This is a genomic window from Kaistella antarctica, assembly GCF_900109615.1.
GTDB classification, from domain to species: domain Bacteria; phylum Bacteroidota; class Bacteroidia; order Flavobacteriales; family Weeksellaceae; genus Kaistella; species Kaistella antarctica.
The window spans coordinates 539,102-562,117 of record NZ_FOIX01000001.1; the positions used below are offsets into that span (position 1 = coordinate 539,102).

Annotated in this window: 18 protein-coding genes; 11 read left to right on the top strand and 7 right to left on the bottom strand. The window is 35.8% G+C overall.

The genetic code is table 11. The features are described from left to right. Positions 1-85: 85 nt before the first annotated feature. On the bottom strand, positions 86-1,198 hold the full coding sequence (locus BMX49_RS02620; protein ID WP_246005105.1) for an AI-2E family transporter: 1,113 nt from the start codon (positions 1,196-1,198) through the stop codon (positions 86-88). Between the two features lie 278 nt (positions 1,199-1,476). On the opposite strand from BMX49_RS02620, the gene BMX49_RS02625 reads away from it, so the two are divergent. Continuing rightward, positions 1,477-3,723 carry an inorganic phosphate transporter gene (locus BMX49_RS02625; RefSeq protein WP_034718414.1) on the top strand — a complete coding sequence of 749 codons (2,247 nt, stop codon included), beginning with the start codon at positions 1,477-1,479 and terminating at the stop codon, positions 3,721-3,723. A gap of 170 nt (positions 3,724-3,893) precedes the next feature. Here BMX49_RS02625 and lon read toward each other — a convergent pair whose 3' ends face one another. Further along, positions 3,894-6,299, bottom strand: coding sequence for an endopeptidase La (gene lon, locus BMX49_RS02630; RefSeq protein ID WP_034718417.1), 2,406 nt, complete (start codon positions 6,297-6,299; stop codon positions 3,894-3,896). Between the two features lie 234 nt (positions 6,300-6,533). On the opposite strand from lon, the gene BMX49_RS02635 reads away from it, so the two are divergent. The 10 genes from BMX49_RS02635 to serS all read left to right on the top strand — a co-directional run bounded on the left by BMX49_RS02635 (position 6,534) and on the right by serS (position 18,482). Continuing rightward, complete coding sequence (locus tag BMX49_RS02635; protein WP_034718420.1) at positions 6,534-8,678, top strand: peptidylprolyl isomerase; 2,145 nt, start codon at positions 6,534-6,536, stop codon at positions 8,676-8,678. A 122-nt stretch (positions 8,679-8,800) separates the two neighbouring features. Beyond that, complete coding sequence (locus BMX49_RS02640) at positions 8,801-9,751, top strand: MlaD family protein (protein WP_034718424.1); 951 nt, start codon at positions 8,801-8,803, stop codon at positions 9,749-9,751. A gap of 12 nt (positions 9,752-9,763) precedes the next feature. Further along, positions 9,764-11,095 carry a 4Fe-4S dicluster domain-containing protein gene (locus BMX49_RS02645; protein ID WP_034718426.1) on the top strand — a complete coding sequence of 444 codons (1,332 nt, stop codon included), beginning with the start codon at positions 9,764-9,766 and terminating at the stop codon, positions 11,093-11,095. Positions 11,096-11,114: 19 nt separating this feature from the next. Beyond that, positions 11,115-11,897, top strand: a complete 783-nt coding sequence (locus tag BMX49_RS02650; RefSeq protein WP_034718429.1) for a (Fe-S)-binding protein — start codon at positions 11,115-11,117, stop codon at positions 11,895-11,897. A 69-nt stretch (positions 11,898-11,966) separates the two neighbouring features. Beyond that, a complete protein-coding gene (locus BMX49_RS02655; protein WP_034718432.1) occupies positions 11,967-12,458 on the top strand; it encodes a hypothetical protein in 492 nt (163 codons plus the stop codon). 99 nt (positions 12,459-12,557) lie between these two features. Next, positions 12,558-13,685 carry a glycosyltransferase family 4 protein gene (locus tag BMX49_RS02660; protein ID WP_034718435.1) on the top strand — a complete coding sequence of 376 codons (1,128 nt, stop codon included), beginning with the start codon at positions 12,558-12,560 and terminating at the stop codon, positions 13,683-13,685. A gap of 50 nt (positions 13,686-13,735) precedes the next feature. Continuing rightward, positions 13,736-15,382, top strand: a complete 1,647-nt coding sequence (locus tag BMX49_RS02665; RefSeq protein ID WP_034718438.1) for an asparagine synthase-related protein — start codon at positions 13,736-13,738, stop codon at positions 15,380-15,382. 2 nt (positions 15,383-15,384) lie between these two features. Then, positions 15,385-16,632: an oligosaccharide flippase family protein gene (locus tag BMX49_RS02670; protein ID WP_034718439.1), complete on the top strand. Its 1,248-nt coding sequence runs from the start codon at positions 15,385-15,387 to the stop codon at positions 16,630-16,632. A gap of 15 nt (positions 16,633-16,647) precedes the next feature. Beyond that, positions 16,648-17,145, top strand: coding sequence for a hypothetical protein (locus BMX49_RS02675; protein ID WP_034718440.1), 498 nt, complete (start codon positions 16,648-16,650; stop codon positions 17,143-17,145). A 68-nt stretch (positions 17,146-17,213) separates the two neighbouring features. Then, a complete protein-coding gene (gene serS / locus BMX49_RS02680) occupies positions 17,214-18,482 on the top strand; it encodes a serine--tRNA ligase (RefSeq protein ID WP_034718442.1) in 1,269 nt (422 codons plus the stop codon). A gap of 51 nt (positions 18,483-18,533) precedes the next feature. On the opposite strand, the gene BMX49_RS02685 is transcribed toward serS, so the two are convergent. The 5 genes from BMX49_RS02685 to BMX49_RS02705 form a co-directional block, all read right to left on the bottom strand. Next, the gene (locus BMX49_RS02685; protein ID WP_034718444.1) at positions 18,534-19,322 is read right to left on the bottom strand and encodes a hypothetical protein; all 789 of its coding nucleotides are present in this window, start codon (positions 19,320-19,322) and stop codon (positions 18,534-18,536) included. A 78-nt stretch (positions 19,323-19,400) separates the two neighbouring features. Beyond that, the gene (locus BMX49_RS02690) at positions 19,401-20,144 is read right to left on the bottom strand and encodes a sulfite exporter TauE/SafE family protein (RefSeq protein WP_034718446.1); all 744 of its coding nucleotides are present in this window, start codon (positions 20,142-20,144) and stop codon (positions 19,401-19,403) included. Beyond that, the gene (locus tag BMX49_RS02695; protein WP_034718448.1) at positions 20,135-20,590 is read right to left on the bottom strand and encodes a FixH family protein; all 456 of its coding nucleotides are present in this window, start codon (positions 20,588-20,590) and stop codon (positions 20,135-20,137) included. The genes BMX49_RS02690 and BMX49_RS02695 overlap by 10 nt, the downstream gene beginning before the upstream one ends. A gap of 8 nt (positions 20,591-20,598) precedes the next feature. Continuing rightward, positions 20,599-22,047 carry a cytochrome c oxidase accessory protein CcoG gene (gene ccoG, locus BMX49_RS02700; RefSeq protein WP_034718450.1) on the bottom strand — a complete coding sequence of 483 codons (1,449 nt, stop codon included), beginning with the start codon at positions 22,045-22,047 and terminating at the stop codon, positions 20,599-20,601. An 89-nt stretch (positions 22,048-22,136) separates the two neighbouring features. After that, positions 22,137-23,012 (bottom strand): cbb3-type cytochrome c oxidase N-terminal domain-containing protein, encoded by an 876-nt coding sequence (locus BMX49_RS02705; RefSeq protein ID WP_034718452.1) that lies wholly within the window; start codon positions 23,010-23,012, stop codon positions 22,137-22,139. Between the last annotated feature and the right edge of the window lie 4 nt (positions 23,013-23,016).

The following is a 23,016-nucleotide window of genomic DNA, read 5'->3' on the forward strand; positions in this document are numbered from 1 at the left end:
TTTTGTAAAGTTTGTAAATGAGTTTTTTAGTTCTTGTAAAATCTATTTGCAATTTAAACGACTGCATTTCAGATGAGTAAGTGTTTTATTCCTTTTCCTCTAAAGTGATTTTCTTGGTGATTTTATATTTTTTCCGAGGCTTATGAGGTTTGCTTTCTTCACCCAGAACTTTGCCCCAAGGTTGCAAGCCTTCCACTCTTTCAAAAATAATTTTGAGAATGGCTAAAAATGGAATACTCAGAAACATACCCGCAATTCCCCACAATTCTTCACCAATTAAAAGCCCGATAAAAGTAAAAAGCGCATTGATTTTCACTTTAGATCCAACAACTAAAGGAAGAATGATGTTTCCATCAATCGCATGAATGACGCCATAACCTATCAGTACGAAAAGAGTATGTGTTCCGCCGGTAGCAAAAGAAATTAGACAGGCGATTAAGGCAGAAAATATAATTCCAACATAAGGAATAACATTTAATAAGCCCGTTAACACGCCAAGCAAAATCGCATATTTTACGCCTAAAAGAGAAAGTAAGATGCTCGTCAAACTGCTTATGATAATGATCTGAATGAATAAGCCGGAAATGTATTCCTTGATGATTTTTTGAATTTCTGAAATCCCTTCATTCACTCTTTCAAAATGTTGGTCATTAAAAATTGAAATAATGAACTGGTATAAAAGTCTGCGGTAATTTAAAATGAAGATAAAAAACAAAGCACTGAAGAGGAAAAAGGCCATCGTGGAAGAAAACATCGAAACGGTGAAGCCTAAAATAAGCGCCGTGGAAGCAAGGAGTTTTTCGATACCTTGATTGATATAAGACATCTGCTTGTTAAAATTCAAATGGAAATTTTTTGAAACCCAAATTTGCAGTTCATTAAATGATTTTGAAACCTGTGCCTTTAAAATCGGGAAATCATTGGCGAAATCACTGAGTTGCGTGGAGAAGAAATAAACCAAACCGGTTAAAAAAAACAGCATCATTAATAATGATGAAAAGGTAGAAATCGTTCTTGAAAAGCGAAGTTTTCTTTCTAAAAAATTAGCAAACGGAAGAAACAAAAGAGCCATTAATACTGAAAAAAACAGTGGTGCTAAAACGCCTTTGCCAACTTTTGCTAAATATCCTATCGCCAAAATACTGATGAGTACCATAGCCAGTCGCAATACAAATGGGAGTTTTAAATCTTTCATCATCAAGTAATTATTAATGGTGCAAAGATATTTATTTTTTACTATGAGAGGCTTTAATATGACATAAATACAAGTGATCTAGAAGAGTTAATTTTGTCATGTATTTTAAAAAATTGATATTATTATTTAAAAAAAAGAATTGACAAAAATTCAATATTAAAGTTATCTTCTATAATCATATTTTAAGTAGTCGAAATCTTGTAAATTTAGGAAGTTAACATTGTGTTAATGTAAAGACGGAAAGGAAAGTCGATTTTTGCAGTTCAATAAAACGTTTGTAAATGGAGCAGATTTATATTATCATGCTTATTGCTTTAGGAATATTAGCAATCATCGATTTGGTTGTTGGTGTCAGCAATGATGCAGTAAATTTTTTAAATTCGGCAATAGGTTCGAAAGCCATTTCCTTTAAAATTACCATGATTGTGGCGAGTCTTGGAGTTCTTATTGGCGCCATGTTTTCCAGTGGGATGATGGAGATTGCCAGAAGCGGCATCTTTGTTCCGAGCATGTTCAGCTTTAATGATGTCATGATCATTTTTCTAGCCGTTATGATTGCTGACATTCTTTTGTTAGATGTTTTCAACAGCTTAGGATTACCTACTTCAACCACAGTTTCTATTATTTTTGAATTATTGGGTGCGGCAGTTTGTCTGGCAGTTTATAAAATCGTGACCTCCGATGAAAGTTTAGATAATTTGGGTGCGTATATCAATACGGAAAAGGCCTCTATGATTGTCTATAGTATTCTTTTGTCCGTATTTTTATCTTTTTCGATTGGTGGTTTTGTGCAATATATTTCACGATTAATATTTACTTTTCATTTCGAAAAGAAGCTTAAATATTTTGGATCCATCTTCGGCGGCGTTGCAATTTCAGCGATTACTTTTTTCATTTTAATTAAAGGATTAAAAGGAGTTTCATTTATATCTGAGGAACAGTTTGCCTGGATCGATCATCATCAATTTCTAATTTTAGGTGGAAATTTTATTTTTTTTACGGTCTTATCTCAAATATTAATTAGTTTTTTCAAGGTTAATATTTTACGAGTAATTATTTTGATTGGGACCTTTGCTTTGGCGCTTGCATTTGCCGGGAATGACTTGGTTAATTTTATTGGGGTTCCGATCGCAGCTTTTAATTCTTATGAAATCTTTAACGGAAGTGGCATTTCTGGTGATGACTTTATGATGGGAGATTTGGCTAACAATGATATTGTTGCACCTTTCTATTTTTTATTATTTGCGGGGGTGATTATGGTTATTACGCTTTGGACGTCAAAAAAGGCAAGAAGCGTTATCGAAACTGGCGTCAATTTATCCCGACAAGGTGATGGGGTAGAAAAGTTTACCCCGAATACCATTTCCCGCGCCATCGTACGTGCTGGTGTAAATATTGGAGAAGGTATCAATCATTTTTTACCAAGAAGAGTACAGATCAAGATCAATAGAAGATTTCAAAGTGTACCGAAATCCACTAAAAGTACCTCCGACGAACCAGCTTTCGATATGGTGAGAGCTTCTGTAAATTTAATGGTTGCAAGTATTTTAATTGCAATTGGTACGTCGATGAAATTACCATTATCGACCACCTATGTTACTTTTATGGTTGCCATGGGAACTTCATTTGCAGACAGAGCTTGGGATAGGGAAAGTGCAGTTTACAGAATTGCGGGCGTTTTCAAAGTGATCGGTGGTTGGTTTTTCACCGCGATCGTCGCTTTTCTATTGGCCTGTACGATTGCTTATATATTGAAAATTGGAGAAGTGTTCGCTTTTGTGGGGCTTTTGCTTTTGCTGGCAATCATATTGTATAGAAGTTCTAGAAAATATAAAAAGAAAGTCGCAGTGGAGGCAGAAATAAAAACATTGCGTCGAGAAGATATTGGCACCGTCAATGAAATGATCACGGAAAGTTCTGCACAAATAGCCAAGGTTTTTAGTAAAACAAATTCTCTCTACAGTAGCTTAATAAAAAATATAAGTTGCTACGATTTAGCTTTGCTGAAAGCCAATAAAAAAGAGCAGAAAAGTTTAGAAAAGGAAGTTGATGAATTGAAAAGTAATGTGTTCTATTTGATTAAAAACTTAGATGCTAACTCCGTAGAAGCGAGTAAATTTTATATTCTGATCTTAAGTTATCTGCAAGATATGGTTCAGTCTATCGATTTTCTAACCAGCAATAGTTACTCGCATGTTGATAATAACCACAAACCTTTAAAAGAAAATCAGATCAGTGATTTAAAGACGATTGATTCTCAAATGAGTCAGTTATTATTTCTTTTAGAGGAAAGTTTCAAATCTGATGATTTTCAAAAGATCGACTTAATTCTAGAAGAGAAAGGAATGGTTTTGAATACCGTGTCTGAACTGATTACCAAGCAAATTATAAGAATTCGAACCACAGAAACAAGTCCCAAAAACAGTAAATTTTACCTGGCCTTACTGCTTGAAACGAATGATCTGGTAAAGTCTATCATGAATTTGTTAGAATTATTTAAGGAGTTTAATCAACTTAATAAACGGTAAGTTTTTGTAAGGGTGTTAAGAAAATAAATACTTTTTGCGAAACAAAATAAATTTTCAATTCTATGGAAATTGATCAAAAAAAAATTCTGCATTGCTGCAGAATTTTTTTATGTTTTTACGAATCTGTACGATTCAAATATCAAATTTCTATTGATGTAAAATGAATTGAATTAAGCCTCGATTGCCAAATCAATCACTTCGCTCATTCGCTGAACGTAATGAATTTTCAGACTTTTCAAATAATCTTTTTTAATTTCCTCTACATCTTTTCGGTTGGCTTCACACAGAATGATTTCTTTAATTCCCGCTCTAGCTGCAGCGAGAAGTTTTTCTTTAATTCCACCAACTGGTAAAACTTTTCCTCTCAAAGTAATTTCACCAGTCATAGCCAAGTGAGATTTTACTTTTTTATTTTTAAAGCTCGATACAATTGAAGTTAGCATCGCAATTCCGGCTGAAGGGCCATCTTTCGGCGTCGCTCCTTCTGGAACGTGCACGTGAATATTGTTTTCCTTAATCTCTTCGGACGAAATTCCCAGCTCTTGATGTTTGGCTTTTATATATTCTAAAGCAATCGTGGCAGATTCTTTCATCACATTTCCCAGATTCCCAGTCATGGTAAGCACGCCTTTCCCTTCGCTTAAAATACTTTCGATAAATAAAATATCGCCGCCAACCTGCGTCCAGGCTAAGCCTGTTACTACGCCTGGTACGCTTGTTATTTCAGATAAATTTTTTGGTCGTGGAACACCTAAAATCTCATCTACTTTTTCAATCGTAATCTTCGGATCATATTCTTTCTCCATCGCAGTTTGCAGAGCGACCCATCTTCCGATAGATGCGATTTGTTTTTCCAACCCACGTACGCCGCTTTCAGAAGTATGAGCATCGATGATATGTTTTAGCTCACCATTTCCAAGTTTGAAAGATTTTACATCCAACCCATTCTCTTCCTGTTGTTTTTTAATGAGATGACGTTTGGCAATTTCTACCTTTTCCTCTAAAGTATAACCAGCGATTTCGATGATTTCCATTCGGTCGAGTAGCGGTCTTTGAACGGTTGAAAGCGAATTCGCTGTGGCAATAAACATTACTTTAGATAGATCATAACCCATTTCCAGGAAGTTATCATAGAAAGAATTATTTTGTTCAGGATCCAAAACTTCTAACAAGGCAGAACTCGGATCACCGTGAATACCGGTTGCAATTTTATCAATTTCATCTAAGACAATAACTGGATTTGAGGTTCCAGCTTTTTTAATGGATTGCAGAATCCTTCCCGCCATGGCTCCGATATAGGTTTTCCGATGGCCACGGATTTCAGATTCATCATGAAGTCCGCCCAAAGAAAGACGCACATATTTCCTCCCCAAAGCATCTGCAACTGATTTTCCAAGTGAAGTTTTCCCAACTCCTGGAGGACCGACTAGGCAAAGGATTGGCGACTTCATATTGTTTTTCAGTTTCAGAACGGCCATGTGTTCCAAAATTCTTTTCTTAATATCTTCTAAACCGTAATGCGCTTTATCTAAAACTTTATCAGCTTTCACAATATCGAAAACATCTTTAGAATATTTCTCCCAAGGTAATTCTGTAAAGAAATCTAAATAATTTCGTTGAACGTTATAATCTGGCGAATTTGGATTTTGTCTTTGAAGGCGATTGATTTCTTTCTTGAAATGTTCGTCAACTTCTGCGTTCCATTTTATTTTTTTAGCTTTTTCTAAAAACTCTTCCACATCAGATTCCGGGCCGCCACCTAATTCATCTTGAATTGTTCTAATCTGTTGATTCAGGAAATATTCTCTTTGCTGCTTATCGAGATCTTTTGAAGTTTTGTTATGAATCTGACTTCGCAACTGTAATTTGCGATAATCATCGTGCATTTCTACGTAGCATTTTTCAGCACGAATCAGCAAACTTTTTTCTTCTAAAAGCGTTTGTTTTACATTCGGTAAGAAGTTAGCGTTCGAACAAATGAAGTTGAGTAAATCTTCATTATCTGTAATGTTTTTGATGGCAAAGTTAGCAGCCGTCGGAATATTGGGATCGATCTCTATGATTTTCAAAGCTAGCGCTTTGATGTTTTCCAGCAGCGCTTCATATTCTTCTTTCTTCTTGGTTGAAGTGTCTTTAAGTTTAGTTATTTCTGCTTTGAAATAAGGTTTTTTACCCGTAAACTGTTTAATTTTAAATCTTTGAAAGCCTCTGGTAATAGCGGTAACATTGCCTTCTGGAAGTTTAATGATTTTAATAATTTTGGCTAATGTTCCAACTTGAAACAAATCTTCGGTCGTCGGATTTTCAATGCTGGAATTGTTTTGAGTAAGAATTCCAATGTATTCATTGTTCCGCTGGGCTTCTTCCAAAAGTTTGATCGACATTGTTCTGCCAGCTGTAATTGGGATAATCACTTTGGGAAACATCACCATATTCCGCACGGGAAGAATGGGGAATATCGTCTGTTCATTGTTTTCATCATTAATCAGCATATCAGAAATATTTATTTCTTCAGTTAATAGGCTGAAACCGTCGTCTAAAATTTCGTCAAAGTTGATATCTTCAAATTCTGTCATAATATAGTGTAATGACAAATTGTCATTTTTTAAAGTTCATTAAAGGTGATAACCTGCATTTCCTTTGAAAAGTACGGGTATTAATAAGGTGAGTGTAATTTGACAAGCATTATGCCAAGCAAAAATTTAGACAAAATTACCGCCGTAAAGGATGGTAATCTAAATAAGTATCTGATTTTTTTTCTAATCTGTTAAAAATGTGTATTTTCGCAAACTGATAAAATTATACAAAAAATGGCAATTTTAGGACAAATAAGAAACAGACCTTGGCTTTTGATGGGAATTATTGCAGTTGCAATGTTGGCTTTCGTAGTGAATCCCGATAGTCTCGAAAAGCTATTTGGCGCAGAGCCAGGTGTTTACGGTAAAGTAAACGGCGAAGAAATTTCTAAGGAAGATTTCGACGATCAACTTTTCATGCTTCAGCAGCAAGCACAACAGCAAGGCCAACCCACCAAAGGTTTGGAGGAGCAAGCTTGGCAAATGCTTGTGCAGTCTAAACTCATCAAACAACAATTTGAAAAAATGGGTCTGACTTTAACAGAAGATATGTTCTGGAATCAATTGCAGTTCGATCCTATGTTCGCACAGAATAAAGAATTGTTTGACGAGAAAGGCAATTTCAAAGTACAGGAATTGAAAGGTCAAGTGGAGCAAATGAAAACGACCAACGCTGAACAATACAACAACTGGTTGAAAACGAGAAAATCAATCGAATACCGAATGATGGCTCGTCAGCTTTTTGCAAACGTAACAACTGGTATTACTGCCAGCGAAAAGGAAGCGGAAGAAATCATGAGACAAAGAGATCAGGTTGCAGATATTGATTTTGTAAAAGTTGATTATACCGAGTATGCTCTGAAAAATCCGGTTAAAGTAACAACAGGTGATTTAGCGGAATATATTAAGAAGCATCCTATCATGTTCAAGAGAGATGCCAGCAGAAATTTAGGATTGGTTTATTTTCCAGCGGCACCAAGTGCAGAAGATGATGTTGCGTCACAAGCTGAAATTAATAAATTATTTTCAGACGGAACTGACGTAAGCGGAAAAGAAAACTTTAAAAATACAGCGAACGACTCAATGTTTATTGCGTTGAATTCTGACTTGCCATTTAACCCAACCTATTTTTCACAAGATCAGTTGCCAATGTCGATTAGAGGCAAAGTCGCTACGGCTGGTATTGGAGAAACTTTCGGTCCTTACAAAGAAGAAAACTTTTACGTGGTATCTAAATTATTAGATAAAAAAGCGTCGGACTCTACTTTATCACGTCATATCTTGGTTACTTACAAAGGAAATCAAGCTGGTGGAGACGAAACAAGAAGTAAAGAACAAGCGAAAAAATTAGCAGATTCAATTGGAGCGGTTATAAAAGCGGACCCGTCGAAATTTGCTGAATCATTAAAATATTCTGCGGATCCAGGTTCTGCTGCACAAGGTGGAAGTGTAGGCTGGACTACTCCTGCTACGCCATTTGTACCTGAATATTTAAGTTTCTTAGCCAACAATGGTAAAGGAGCAACTCAGGTTGTAGAAACTCAATACGGATATCATGTCATCAATATTGAAGACAAAAAATCAGGAGCCATGATTTATAAAGTGGCGAACTTGGTAAAAACGATTAAACCTTCTGATAAAACAGAAAATGAAATCTATAACAAAGCGACTAAGTTTATTCAGCAAGTTCAAGGAAAAAGTTTTAATGACTTTGCGAACATTGCTAAGAAAAGCGATTATAACTTTTCTAACCCAACAGAGATTGGAAGATTCCAAGGTCAGCTTCCAGGTTTAGGAACAGACAAAGATGACGACATCATCGCATGGGCTTTCAACAAAAAAAGAAAGAAAGGCGATACCGATATTTTCACCGTAGATGGAACAGGCGACCGAGTTGTTGCTTATGTTAACGGTATTCAAGATGCAGGTACGGCAGATCCAGAAGCAGTAAGAAATCAAATTGAGCCAATTGTGAAAAACAAGTTGATGGCGAAACAAATTGAAGCTAAAATTACAGCAGCTAAGGCGACTAGTTTAGATCAAATTGCGAAACTCTTTGGGGTAACAAAACAATCTGCACAGGTTAATATCTTAAGCCCACAAGTTAATGGAGCTATGGAGCCTAGAGTTGCTGGAGCCGCTTTTGGAGTTGCAAAAAACAAGCTTTCTAATGCTGTTGAAGGAATGACCGGCGTTTATGTTGTTTTAAAGAAATCTAAAACAACCAATAAGCAGCCAGGAGATATTAAGCAAATGACTGAAGCTATTGCAGGACAAAATGCACAGCAATTTGGTCAAGCTTTATTGAAGAGCTTACAAGACAATGCGAAAATTAAAGATCACAGAATCGAAATTTACAATCAAGTTTCACAGCAGTAATTGTTTTAATAATATTTAAAAAAGGCGACTATTAATGGTCGCCTTTTTGTTATCTAGGCCTGAGGTTTTGCAACCAGTTTATTTAAAATTTATTATATTTGTCCATTAAAATTTAAAGAAAAGTGAAATTCACAAAAGAAATAAAAGCGGGACTCATCGCATTGTTGGCAATTATCGGATTCGTATTTTTGTTCCAGTTTATGAAAGGGAAAAGCCTTTTCACGACTGATAATATCTTCTACGCCAAGTTTGATAATGTAGAAGGTTTAGCCGCTTCTAACCCTGTATCTATAAATGGTTTAAAAGTTGGACAAGTCGATAACATCATTCCAATCACGGAGAAAGATGGCAAAATCCATTTTGTAGTAAAGATAATCGTTGACGATAATTTTGAGTTTTCAAAAAAATCAACTCTAGAGATTTTCGAACCAGGTTTAATGTCTGGTAAAGAAATGCGTCTAAATTTGGCTTATGGCAATCCAATGGCGAAGGATGGAGATACATTGTCCGGCGAATTTCAGCTTTCAATGTTAAATAGTATTTCATCGCAAGTTGGACCCGTGAAAGATCAGCTTCAAGCGGTTTTAAAGAGAGTAGATTCATTAACCAATAACGCCAATAAAATTTTTGATGATCAAAATCGTGCAGAAATTCGTGCTTTGTTAAATAATCTGAACAGAACTGTTGCTTCCTTCGAAACGACTTCTAGACAAACCAATGCGCTTTTAGCGAACAATGATCCACGAGTTCAAAAAGTCCTCGACAATGCGAATCTTGCCACATTAAGTGCAAAATCGACCATCGATAAATACGGTCGAGTTGCCGATGAAGTAGATGTGAAAAAACTAAACAATACCATTGAAAAGTTAAGCCTAACTTCCGATAAACTAAACGGTGTTATTAGTGGCATACAGAATGGTGAAGGATCGCTTGGTAAATTGACCAAAGATGAAGAGCTTTACAATAACCTTAATCAGACAGCCAATAATATGAATAAGTTGGTAGAAGATCTAAAAGCAAATCCTAAAAAATATCTTAATTTTTCCGTTTTCGGAAAGAACAACAAAGACTAAAAACCATTCAATATGCAATATATTGGCAATATTATTTTCTTTATCGCTCTGGTTGCAGGATTCGGGCTTTTTTTTAGAAGTTTAAAGGAAATCTACCGCAACATTCGATTGGGCAAAGAGAGCAATCGCTCTGATCAGAAAGCAAAACGCTGGGAAACCATGTCAAAAGTTGCCCTCGGTCAAAGTAAAATGGGGAAAAGACCTATAGCAGCCTTCTTTCACGTTATTGTTTATGTTGGATTTATAATTATCAACATTGAGCTGCTCGAAATTATCATTGATGGAATCTTTGGCACCCACCGATTTCTAGCCAGCATTCTAGGAAATGGTTTATACGGAGCTTTTACAGCGACTTTAGAAGTTTTAGCCTTACTCGTTATTATTGCAGTGGTTGTGTTCTTCATAAGAAGAAACTTTTATGGCATCAAGCGTTTCCAAATGAAGGAACTCTTTGGATGGCCAAAGAACGATGCTAACTGGATTTTAATTATCGAGTTCGCCTTGATGATTGCCTTCCTAACGATGAACGGTTCAGATTGGGTTCTACAACAAAGAGAAGTTCTCGCTACGCACGGGAGCTTTCCAATATCATCATATTTATTAGGTCCAATATTTCAAAACCTTGGCAATACGGCTTTAGTTTATACAGAAAGAGGAGCGTGGTGGTTTCACTTTATTGGAATTCTGTTCTTCATGAATTACCTTTATTACTCAAAACATCTTCATATTATTTTAGCTTTTCCAAATACGTGGTACGCTAATTTAAATCCAAAAGGAGAATTTAATAATCTAGCTTCTGTAACCGCAGAAATTAAATTAATGATGGATCCAAACGCTGATCCTTACGCAGCTCAACCTGAAGCAGATCCCAACGCAGTCCCAGAGAAATTTGGTGCAAGTGATATTTTCGATTTGAATCAAGTTCAACTGTTGAACGCTTATTCTTGTACGGAATGTGGTCGTTGTACTGCGGTTTGTCCAGCTAATATTACGGGTAAGAAATTATCTCCTCGTAAAATTATGATGGATACGCGAGATCGTATTGAAGAGGTGGGAAAGAACATCAACAAAAATGGAAAGTTCGTAGATGACGGTAAAAAGTTATTAGATGATCATATTTTAAGAGAAGAACTCTGGGCGTGTACCACTTGTAATGCTTGTGTAGAAGCTTGTCCGCTTCTGATTGATCCGCTTTCAATCATTGTTGACATGCGTAGATTCTTAGTAATGGAACAATCTGCCGCGCCACAGGAACTCAATCAAATGATGACCAATATTGAAAACAATGCCGCACCTTGGCAATACAACCAAGCCGATCGCTTGAATTGGGCAAATGAAAATTAGTATTTTGATAAATTAAAGAATGGATTTCACGATAAAAACAATGGCAGAATATGCCGCCGAAGGAAAAATGCCCGAAGTGCTCTTTTTTGTAGGATGCGCCGGAAGTTTCGACGATCGAGCAAAAAAGATTACCAAAGCTCTTTGTAAAATTTTACATAAAGTAGGAGTGGAATTTGCCGTTTTGGGTCAAGAGGAATCTTGCAATGGCGATCCTGCAAAACGTGCTGGTAATGAATTCGTTTTCCAGATGATGGCTCACACCAATATCGAGATCATGAATGGATATGGCGTTAAAAAAATCGTAACCGCTTGTCCGCATTGCTTCAATATTATTAAAAATGAATATCCAGGATTAGGTGGTAACTACGAAGTTCTTCATCATACTCAATTCCTAAGAAAACTAATGGAAGAAGGTCGCCTCAAGATTGAAGGTGGATCTTTTAAAGGTAAGAAAATCACCTTCCATGATCCTTGCTATCTTGGACGTGGAAATGGCGAATACGAAGCACCGAGACAATTGCTGCAAAAATTAGATGCCGAGTTGGTCGAAATGAAGCGGTGTAAATCTAATGGATTATGCTGTGGCGCAGGCGGTGCGCAAATGTTTAAAGAGCCAGAACCAGGAAATAAAGATATTAATATTGAAAGAACGGAGGAGGCCTTGAGCGAGAGTCCGAATATTATTGCGACAGGATGCCCGTTCTGTAACACCATGATGACCGATGGCGTAAAGCATTTCAACAAAGAAGAAGTTTCCGTAAAAGATATCGCCGAACTTCTCGCTGAAGCTGATGACTTATAGGTTAAGATTTCTTTCACTATCAATTTAATGATAGCTAAAAATCCGAGCTTTAAAATTTAATCAAAGAAAATGAAAATAGACGAAACGACCATCGTAGAAACCAGTGATTACCGGGTAATTATTTATCCTGCGTCCAGACCTTTCACGTCAAAAGAGAGCAAAACAATTACGGAAAAATTGTATGATTTTTTAGCAACTTGGGCCGCTCATGGAAAACCACTTTCTTCTTCGTTTAAAATTGAAAAAAATCAATTCATCATCGTCTGTGTTGATGAGGATATAGAAGCTGCTTCTGGCTGTTCTATTGATGCTTTAGGAACCGTGCTGAGGGAGATCGAAGCAGAATTTCAGTTGGGCTTGTTCGATCGAATGAAAGCAACCTTTGTTGAAGATGGAGAAGTGAAAACCCTGAAACTGCAAGATTTTAGAAACGGTTTGAAAAATGGTGAAGTCTCGAAAGAAATTGATGTTTATGACTTTTCAAAAAGCACTTACGTTTCATTTTTAAGTGATTTTCTTTTGCCCTTAAAAAGAAGTTGGGCGGGAATTTACATTGACTAATTAAAATTTTTTACAATATTAAAACCCTTTGAGTTGAATACTTAAAGGGTTTTTTGTTGCTCTTAATTAAAACCGTATTTTTGTGTATTAAGTTGATCGATGCGCTACAAAATTCTTTTTATTTCTTCTTGGTTTCCTAATAAATTGGAGCCGACCAACGGGAATTTTGTACAACGACATGCAGAAGCAGTTGCTCGTCTTCATGATGTAGAAATCTTACATTCAATCGGAGATGCAACTCAAAAACAAACCTATCTTTTCGATGATCAAATTATTAATGGAATCAGAATCTTGATTGTCTACTATAAAAATTCAGACAATCCTGTTCTTAATTTTATTCGTCGGATAAAAGCCTATAAAAAAGGTTTTTTGCTACTGCAAAAGCCTGATTTGGTTCATGCAAATGTTCTCCACAATTCCATGCTATTTGCAGTTTATTTAAAAAGGAAATTTAAAATTCCTTTTGTTATTACGGAGCACTGGTCTGGCTTTTTGAAAATAAATCGAAGTCAACTTTCAAAACCACAATTGTTAATTGCTAAACAAATCGCAACTAACGCAGAATATGTTTTGCCTGTGAGCCACTATCTATTGAATGATCTAAAGGAATTAGGCTGGCCAACTAAGTTCAAAGCAATCGGTAATGTTGTCGATACCGAGTTGTTCCATTTAAAATCACCGACAAATAATATATTTACTTTTCTACATATTTCGAATTTAATTCAGCTTAAAAATCCTGAAAAAATTATTGCTGCTGCTTTGAAGTTGCGAAAAGAATTCGATAATTTTGAATTACATATTGGTGGCGATGGCGATGTTGAGCAACTAAATAAAATGGTCGCAGAAAATAACGCAAAACATTTTATCAAAACCTTTCCCATGTTGACTTTAAATGAAGTTGCAGCTAAAATGAGAGCCAGCGATTGTTTTGTTTTATTCAGCGATTATGAAAACTTCCCTTGTGTATTGTTAGAATCGCTTTCAACTGGCACACCTGCGATTGCAACCAAAGTTGGAGGAATTCCTGAAATAATCAACGATAGCAATGGACTATTAATTTCCAACAATCAAAACGATTTGTATGAAGCAATGAAAAAAGTTTTAGAAGGAAAAGTTGATTTTGATCAACCGCAGGATTTGCATGAGCAGATAGAAGAGCATTTCTCAATGAATGTAATTGCGAAAAAGTTTGACATGGTTTATCAGAATATTTTAAATAAAGGATGATAAATTTTTCGTAATTTGAAAAAGTCAAATAACTTATTGGTAAAGAATTAATGAAAAAGGGGTTTTCAATAAACGTTTCAAGTATTGCAGTAGAGGTGAATTCTTTTATTACGGGAGAATACGACGATTTTTATTTAAAGGCGAAAGATTTTGATTTTCTTTTCGAAGGAGTCTTATTGAATAAAAGAAAACTTCTAAATGACTTTGCCTTAAAGGATTTCGAAACGCTTATTCAAGAATTATATCTTCAAAAAAAAGAACAAATTGTCAAACTTTTTGACGGTGAATTTCGGGGCTTTATAGTTGACAAAATTCGGAATAAAATTTTTGTTTTTACTAATGTCACGTCTACTCAAAGAGTTTTCCATGCAACATTTGATAGCAAAATCTTCGTAGATACCAGTTTAATTCGGCTTAATGAAACATTAAAGAATTCTGGTTTAAAATCACAGCCTGATATCGAATCGCTTTATCAATTGCTTTGCTTCAGTAATTTACCAGAACGGAAAACGCCTATTCAAAATATTCAAAAATTACTTGATGGTAATTTTCTCGAGATAGATTGCAATAAATTGACTTGTCAAGAAACAGCGTATTTTAGTTTAGCAGAGATACCACTTTTTTCTGGAACAAAAGATCAAGCTATTGATCGTATTCATGATATTTTCAGGGAAGCCATTTTAATGGAATACCAAAAAGACACAGAATTGGGTAAAGATCATCTTGCATTGTTGAGCGGCGGTTTGGACAGTCGTATAGCCATGATGTACGCGATTAAACATGACCATATACCAGGAAACGCATTGTGTTTTTCACATTCTAATTATTACGATCATACCATTTCAGAAAAAATTGCCAACGACTACGATATTCATTATGAATTCATCCCTTTAGATGGTGGGCAGTTTTTAAGAAAGATTGATCATCTAACTGAGATTTCCGAAGGAATGGTTTTTTATACTGGTGCAATTCACGTGCAGTACGCTCTTGAAAAAATGCAGTATGAAAATTTCGGCCTCTTCCACAGCGGACAAATTGGCGACGGAGTTCTAGGTGGTTTTAATACGGAACCAAGGCGCAAAAAACCGTCCACTTATAAGATTGTCGAGTTTCCAGAATTTCTGCCTAAAGTCAAAGACTCTCTGGATGAGATTTTAAAAAATTACGAAACCGAAGAACTCTTTTTATACCGTAATATCGCTTACAACCGAACACTTTTGGGCGCGCATGTTTTACAACAAAAGCGATATCAGACTTCGCCCTTTATGGCGAAAGATTTTCTAAAGTTTTCTATTTCACTTCCAGAAGAATGGAAATTCAACCATCGGTTTTATTTAGAGTGGTTTAATAAGCACTGTAAAGAAGCGACAAAGTATCGGTGGGAAAGAACATTGATGAAGCCCGATGCACATTGGAAAACAAGCTTTGGTGATAAATTTCTAAAACGTGGTTTTAATATTTTGAATCATAGAATTTTAAAGACACCACAAAATTCAAGCATGCATCCTTATCAGTTTTATTTTGATAGTGATGTCAATATTCAAGAATACTATCAAAAATATTTTGAAGATAATTTCTACAGAATCGAAGATTACAAAGAGCTTGCAGAAGATGTAGCTTCATTGTTTGATTCAGACGATTTTAATACCAAAACCAAAGCTATTAATATTCTATCAATCTTTAAACTCTACTTTTAAAGGTGAACAGCTTAAAGGGTTTTATCAAGGATTTTGTTAAAAATAAAGGACAACACGTTTTTCTTTCGCTTTTGATTGCTAAAATTTGTGCATTTTTAGGATCGCTTTTCATTATCAGGATTTTACCAGAAAGTGAGTTTGGAACTATTTCCATTGTTGCTTCAGTTTTTGCCATTTTTCTACCGTTTAGCGGTTTTGGTAGTCAGCAGAGTTTACTTCGTTTTGGGTCTATTAGCGACGATATCACAGATAAGAAAGCGCTTTCTAAGTATCTTATGAAGCAAGGATTTATTTATCAGCTTGTGCTCAGTTTTCTATTTTTGTTGATCAGTTTAGTGTATGTCAATAAATATGAAGACATTTTTTATATTTTCTTGTTATTTACGATTCGGTTAATTGGTTTTTATTTCTTAAATCATATTCAATCGGAGTTCAGAATTTTTGGAAACAATCAGGGATTTGCGAGGATTACGAATACCGTCAATATCTTCGGTGTTTTACTACTGTTGATTTTGTCATATTTTTTTGGGTTAAAAGGTTATTTAGTCGCGATCGCGGTAACGCCGTTCACAGCATTCTTTTGGTTTAAAAAGGAGCAGTATAGTTCCGCCATTGACAGTTTTAATTTTAAAAAGAAAGAAATTTGGAATTACGGTCTTCACGCTGCCGGAACTGCTCTATTATCTGATACACTATTCTCAGCTGATGTTTTGTTATTGAGTTTTTTAATGAATGAAACCGCAGTTGCCAATTATAAAGTGGCCATCTTAATTCCGGCAAATATTACTTTTTTGGCACTGACTTTTATGCAAAGTGATTTTCCCAGTTTGGCAAAAAACTATCAGAACAAAAATTTCCTGACTTCTTACATTACTAATTATTACAAGATTTTTATTCCAGTTTCCGCCGGAATTTTCCTTTTAGGATTTGTATTTAAAACAGAAATCTTATCATTATTCTTCAGTGAAAGATACGCGGATAACACGTGGGTCTTTACCATTTTATTAGCGGGTTTTTCTATTAATATGTTGTTACGAAACTTATTTGGCAATTTGCTGTCTGCCGTCGGAATGATGAAGATGAATACTGTCATTTCCATCTTGACATTAATAATGCTCCTCTGTTTCTCATTCATTTCTGTGACTAGATTTGGGATTGAAGGAATGGCGATCAGCTTATCCTTAAGCATGCTGATTGGCGGAATTTTGCTGCTGTTTTCGTTTTATCTTTATTGGAAAGATTTAAAATAAATTATATTTGCACCAATGAAAAATGTGTTTTTTTTAGTGATGGTTGCGTTTTTTGCTTTTCTCTCTTGCAGAGACGATGAAGAATCTGTGCAAAAAATAGATCAGATCATCAACTTATATATCGACTCGTTGGGTCAAGACATGTTGAATTCAAAAATCCCAGGCTCGTACGTGGCTTCTTCGATGAACGATGTCTACGGCTTGCGAGACACGGCTCCAGTTTCATTTACATTAAAGAAAGATGAAGATACAGTGAACTATATCGAATATCTTGCGGGTGCGACAAGAATAGGGATTGATTCCACGGAAAATTCTAAAACCTACGAATCGAAAATTGAATTGCGGTTAACTAAGCAAATCAACGACTCTACAAGAGGAATTGCGAAAGACCTTATCAAAATTCAGTATCTCTCGACGCCAACTCTTTTTCAAGTTTCTAAAATTTGGTATAATGATGAGCTTCAATTTACAAAAGTGGAGGGTCAACCGAACACCGTGAAAATCGTGAAATAATCACTAAATTTGCACTTCATTCTTCGACGGTTACGAAGAAATATTAAGAAATATACATCAATTAGGATATGTTACAAGTTCAGTTTTTGCGCGACAATAAAGACCGCGTTTTAAAAGGTTTAAATAAAAGAAATTTCAAACAGACAGAATTAGTCGACGAGGCGGTTTCTGTAGATGATGAAAGAAAAAAATTGCAGTTCGAACTCGATCAGAACTTGGCGGAAATGAATACAATTTCCAAGCAAATTGGTGTTTTGATGAAAGAAGGTCAAAAAGATGAAGCTGAAACTGCCAAGTCGAAAACAGCCGAATTCAAAGATAATGCTCAAAATCTTCAACAGAAGCTAAAAAGTGCAGAAGCGCGTCTTTTAGAAATTCTTTATTTAATTCCGAATATTCCTTACGAAAAAGTGGTGGCCGGAATTGGTGCAGATGATAATGAAATCATTTATCAATCTCACGATGTGGAAGGTTTGGGCGAAGGTGCAATTCCACATTGGGAGTTGGCAAAGAAATATAATATCATTGATTTTGAATTGGGCGTGAAGATCGCTGGTGCTGGCTTTCCCGTTTATTTAGGCAAAGGCGCACGACTTCAAAGAGCTTTGGTTCAATATTTTTTAGATAAAAATGTTGAAGCTGGTTATCTAGAAGTGAATCCGCCACATGTGGTGAATGAAGCTTCTGGCTATGGAACCGGACAATTACCGGATAAGGAAGGACAAATGTATTTCATTAATGAAGATAAATTGTATCTGATACCAACTTCTGAAGTTCCCGTAACGAATTTATATCGTGATGTTATTTTAGATGAAAAGGATTTACCGGTTAGAAATACGGCTTTTTCACAATGTTACCGAAGAGAAGCCGGAAGTTATGGTGCGCACGTTCGCGGGTTAAATCGACTTCATCAGTTTGAGAAAGTAGAAATTGTTAGAATTGAAAAACCAGAAAATTCCTACGCAGCTTTAGAAGGGATGGTTGAGCATGTAAAGTCAATTTTGGTTGATTTAGAATTGCCTTTCCGTATTCTTAGATTGTGTGGTGGTGATACAGGTTTTGCAGCAGCCATGACGTATGATTTTGAAGTTTGGAGCGCAGCTCAGGAGAAGTGGTTAGAAGTTTCTTCGGTTTCCAATTTCGAAACTTTTCAAGCAAACCGTTTGAAATGCAGATATAAAGTTGACGGTAAAACGCAATTGGTTCATACGCTAAATGGTTCTGCCATGGCTTTACCCAGAATTATGGCAGCTTTGTTAGAGAATAATCAAAACGAGGACGGAATTAAACTTCCGAAAATTGTCGCAGAATATGCGAAATTTAACTTAATTAATTAAGAACAAGTTTTGTAATAGCAAAAACCACCGAGCTCTCGGTGGTTTTTTATTTTATTCTGTGGTGATGATTATTTTTTGATCTTTATTTTTCAGAGCGGTCTTTTCATCCAATAAATCATTGCTTCGTAAATTGATTTGGATGGTTTTCTTATCGATTTGTTTTACATGATCGTGTTTGCCGACAATTGATTTAATAGGTTTCTGAAATTTAATAGTGCTCGAAAAATTGACGGGAAACATTTTCATCATCCCAACAACTCCCTCGGCCATTTTCTTACCGTAGACTTCAAGCGAATCGCTCTTGGTGGCGGGATTTTTAATCACTTTCTTTTCCGAATTATCTTCAATATTATTCAGAAATGAAGCAGAAGTAAATTGATTGGTGTCAATGGTTAAAGTCTTCCCATCCCATTTTCCAACATTTTGCAAAGGGAGGTTTTTCAATTGCTTACTTTGTGAAAGAAGAGAAGTGATTTCATTGGGTAGAAGTTTATCGTATTTCAAAGAAAGACCGTAAATCTCCCCTTTATCTTTGTTTACTTTCATAAACATCTTTTGTAAAACTTTCGTAGAATCTTTGTTAAGGGTAATTAAGCCATCTTTTTGAATATCGTATAAACTTTTCCATTCGGTGGTAAGTTTCGACAGATCTTGCACGGGTAGTTTGCTGCTTCCGTTGTTCATCATACTGATCATCGATAGCATTCCTTTATCGATCAAAATGTTTGATTCCATACTGGTTGCTGAATCTTTATAGTAGGTTGTTTCCGTATTGACAGAACAGGATTGTAAGGCTATGAGTGCAAGTCCTGAAACCCAAAGTCCAATTTTTTTAATCATTTTTAAATTTTAGTGGTGGAAGTCGTTGATATTCAAAATAGATACCAAAGAATTGAGCCTAAAATTTAGAAAAATAATTTAATGACAACTTTCGTGATTGCCTTCTTGATGATCGGTAGAATTATTATGAATAACTTTCATGGCTTCACTTTTAGGAGAAACGTAAGGAATTCCTAATTCCATGCCACGAAGAATAAAAAGAGAACCGAGAATGATCATCATTATGGGAATGAATTTTAAAATCTTAATCCGAAATGCGGTCGTCATTAAATTTCCTAACAAAACAACAGCAAACATAAAAGGTAAAGTTCCTAAGCCGAAAATTGCCATAAACAGAGAACTTTGCCAAATCCCGCTTGCAGCTAAGCTTGCAGTTAAGGCCATATAAACCATTCCGCAGGGAAGAAGTCCGTTGAGAAGCCCCGTGGCAAATCTGGACCGGTAATCGGCTTTCTGAAGAAGCTTTGATAAGTTTAACTTCACCTTTAATAACGATGAAGTTAAAAATGGAATTTTAGAAGCGAAATCTTTTCCACCAAAAGAAAAAACGGCCATTACGATTAAGAGAATTCCAACACCAATCGTTAAGTATTGCTGAAATCCAGCCATTTCAAATCCCTGACCGATAATTCCCAAAAGGCCGCCTAAAATAGAGTAGGTTACAATTCTTCCAAATTGGTAGGTTAGGTTTTGGAGATAGAAATTAGTCGCTTGCTTTTTTGTAAGTCCCAGTGATAAAGCAATAGGTCCGCACATTCCGATGCAATGAAACCCAGAAGCGAAACCTAATCCTAGCGCAGAAATAATGAGGGCTATTTCCATAAAACGTCGTAATCAACTTGATACGGTTTTTTATTTTGGGACCATTTAATTTTAAGCGTGTACGAACCTTTGGAGATTACTTGTTTTGGAATCAGAATCTCATTATTAGCATCTACGTCAACCTCTTTTTTTACATCGAGATTGGCATCATCGGTTCTGAAAAGTTCGAATTTTACATGTTTGTCTTCAGGAATAATGGTGCCTGGAAAGGTGATTTTCATTCCTTCCTTCAGTTCCTGATATTTTGGGATAGCAGCAAGCGCGTCGGCATTATTTTTAGCATCGATCACCTCTTGATAAACTAATTCATCGCCATAATAATCATCAGATACCAATTCGGAATTTTGTTGGCCGTAGGTAAACCCAAAAACCATAAACAGAATAAATGCGATAAATAATCCTAAGGCTAGTGCAACGCCGTGACCCCAGTTGAATTTTTTGAACATAATATTAATTAAAATTGAATTTTAAATGGTCCTTCAAAACTTGTGTCGAAAGAATCCAGTAATTTTCCTGAGGGATCGTAAACCCCGATTTTGACCTTCTGCTTAGAACTTTTTATTTGTTCTTCAGGGAAACTTAAATTTACGGTTCCTTTTGTCATTTGATCTTTTTTCAGAACGATCTTTTCTTCACCACTTAACGTGATTTTTCCTTTTTCCGGCTCGATTACTTTGATGGTTACTAATTGATCTTTCGTCGATTTGTTAAGGAAAGTGTAATTATAAATGTTGGTAATATTACCATCTCTCACAAAGTATGTTGAACCTGCAGGCTTGATAAATTTAGCTTCCATTTCACCTCGGTTGCTTAGCAAGAATCCTAGGAATCCGATCATTAGAATTAAAACAGCGCTGTACGCTTTCATTCTGTTGGTGAATTTGAAAGGTATTTCTTTCTCAATTTCATCTTCCGTTGCATATCGAATAAGACCTTTCGGTAGACCAACTTTTACCATCACTTCGTCACAAGCATCGATACAAGCAGTACAGTTAACACATTCTAACTGTTGACCATCTCTAATGTCAATCCCGGTTGGACAAACAACTACGCATTGGTTACAATCAATACAATCTCCTTTTTGTTCAGCGGCTCGGTCTTCTCCTTTTCTCCATTTGGAGCGATTTTCGCCTCTTTTGTAATCGTAATAAACATTGATGGTTTGTTTATCGATCAAGACTCCTTGTAGTCTTCCATAAGGACAAACCAAGGTACAAACCTGTTCTCTGAACCAGGCAAAAGTAAAATAAAAGGCTGCGGTAAAAATAATCATCACCATGAAACTTGAGAAATTCTCAAATGGTCCTTGCTGCATGATGTTAAAGACTTCTTGATAACCCACGATGTACATATACATCCAATGCGTAATGACTAAAGAAATAATGAGAAACAGAAAATATTTGACGGAACGTTTCCAGATTTTTTCGGCGTTCCATTCCTGTCGGTCCAGTTTCATTTGTTTGTTACGGTCTCCTTCAATCAGGTAATCTACTTTTCTGAAAATCATTTCGAGAAAGATGGTTTGCGGACAAATCCAGCCACAAAATATCCGCCCGAAAACGACCGTAAAAAGAATAATAAATACGATGGAAGTTATCGCTCCTAAAGCTAAAATGAAAAAGTCTTGAGGAAAAAATGGTCGGCCAAGAATAAAAAATTGGCGGTCCACAATATTGATTAATAAAAAGGGATTACCATTAATTTTAATGAAAGGTATGGCGAAGAATAAAGCAAGCAAAATGATGCTTACTAAAACACGATAGTTGGTAAATTTGCCAGATGGTTTCTTTGGGAATATCCATCTTCTTTTGCCGGACTGTTCCATGGTTCCTACGGAATCCCGGAAAGTCTCCGCTTCGATTACCTGTCCTTGCCCTCCTTTGAATATTTTATCTTCTGACATGTATGATCAAATTAAAAAAAACACAATTCGTTATCTTCTTGGTATAAAGATAACGAATTGTGTTTTCATAGTAGATTGTTTTTTAGTTCTTATTTTTCCCAGGTTGCAGGCGTTCCTTGCGGATCTGCACCACCTTGGTCTTTCGTAATCGGAGGCTGTTCTTGGTTGATATGGTAAACATAAGCCGCTACCTGCTGAATATCAAATCCTGTTAAAACTCCATTTTTACCGAAGGCTTGCATTGCACTTCCTTCAACTCCATTTTCTACGATATGGAAAACATTTTTGAATAGTGTTTTTTCAGTTTGGTTAATCCAAGTGTTATCGGTTAAGTTTGGACCAATTCCACCAGCACCGCCAGCATTGTGACAAGATACACAGTTGGTTTTGAATACTTCTTCACCAGCTGCAATATTATCTGAAGAATATTCTGCATCTTCAATAGTTGGAGGAGGCGTATTCTTTACGTATTCTGCAATACTCGCTGTTTGCGCTTTATATTCCTCATCATATTCAATATATTGATGGGCAAAATCAGTTGTAAAGTAAGAAACCATATAGACTACACAATAGGCAATCCCGAACCAGAAGAGTCCCAACCACCATTTTGGCAACTGATTATCTAGCTCCATAATTCCGTCGAAACCATGATCGATAAGAATATCTTTTTCTTCGGTCGCAGTTTGCTTTTTAAAAGCACTTTCGTAAAGTCCTTTTAAATACGGAGTTTTTTTACCTTCTAAATATACATTCTTCTCAGCATCAGTCAATTTTTTGAACTGGTCGTTTTCGATTAAATCACCAATCGCGTGATGAATCATCGCAAGAACAACACTGATTACTACAGTCCCCCAAAAGTAGGGCGAAGATAGGAATGTTGCTTCTTGTACAAACATGTAATACACAACCAACAAAATCGTAAGGATGGAAGCAATGCTAACATATACGGGACTTCTTTGTTTCATAATA

Coding starts and splice junctions, on each gene's coding strand:
- ccoG (WP_034718450.1), bottom strand. CDS start 22,047: ATGTCAGAAGATAAAATATTCAAAGGAGGGCAAGGACAGGTAATCGAA.
- BMX49_RS02665 (WP_034718438.1), top strand. CDS start 13,736: ATGAAAAAGGGGTTTTCAATAAACGTTTCAAGTATTGCAGTAGAGGTG.
- BMX49_RS02675 (WP_034718440.1), top strand. CDS start 16,648: ATGAAAAATGTGTTTTTTTTAGTGATGGTTGCGTTTTTTGCTTTTCTC.
- lon (WP_034718417.1), bottom strand. CDS start 6,299: ATGACAGAATTTGAAGATATCAACTTTGACGAAATTTTAGACGACGGT.
- BMX49_RS02695 (WP_034718448.1), bottom strand. CDS start 20,590: ATGTTCAAAAAATTCAACTGGGGTCACGGCGTTGCACTAGCCTTAGGA.
- BMX49_RS02650 (WP_034718429.1), top strand. CDS start 11,115: ATGGATTTCACGATAAAAACAATGGCAGAATATGCCGCCGAAGGAAAA.
- BMX49_RS02620 (WP_246005105.1), bottom strand. CDS start 1,198: ATGATGAAAGATTTAAAACTCCCATTTGTATTGCGACTGGCTATGGTA.
- BMX49_RS02645 (WP_034718426.1), top strand. CDS start 9,764: ATGCAATATATTGGCAATATTATTTTCTTTATCGCTCTGGTTGCAGGA.
- BMX49_RS02660 (WP_034718435.1), top strand. CDS start 12,558: ATGCGCTACAAAATTCTTTTTATTTCTTCTTGGTTTCCTAATAAATTG.
- serS (WP_034718442.1), top strand. CDS start 17,214: ATGTTACAAGTTCAGTTTTTGCGCGACAATAAAGACCGCGTTTTAAAA.
- BMX49_RS02690 (WP_034718446.1), bottom strand. CDS start 20,144: ATGGAAATAGCCCTCATTATTTCTGCGCTAGGATTAGGTTTCGCTTCT.
- BMX49_RS02685 (WP_034718444.1), bottom strand. CDS start 19,322: ATGATTAAAAAAATTGGACTTTGGGTTTCAGGACTTGCACTCATAGCC.
- BMX49_RS02625 (WP_034718414.1), top strand. CDS start 1,477: ATGGAGCAGATTTATATTATCATGCTTATTGCTTTAGGAATATTAGCA.
- BMX49_RS02705 (WP_034718452.1), bottom strand. CDS start 23,012: ATGAAACAAAGAAGTCCCGTATATGTTAGCATTGCTTCCATCCTTACG.
- BMX49_RS02655 (WP_034718432.1), top strand. CDS start 11,967: ATGAAAATAGACGAAACGACCATCGTAGAAACCAGTGATTACCGGGTA.
- BMX49_RS02635 (WP_034718420.1), top strand. CDS start 6,534: ATGGCAATTTTAGGACAAATAAGAAACAGACCTTGGCTTTTGATGGGA.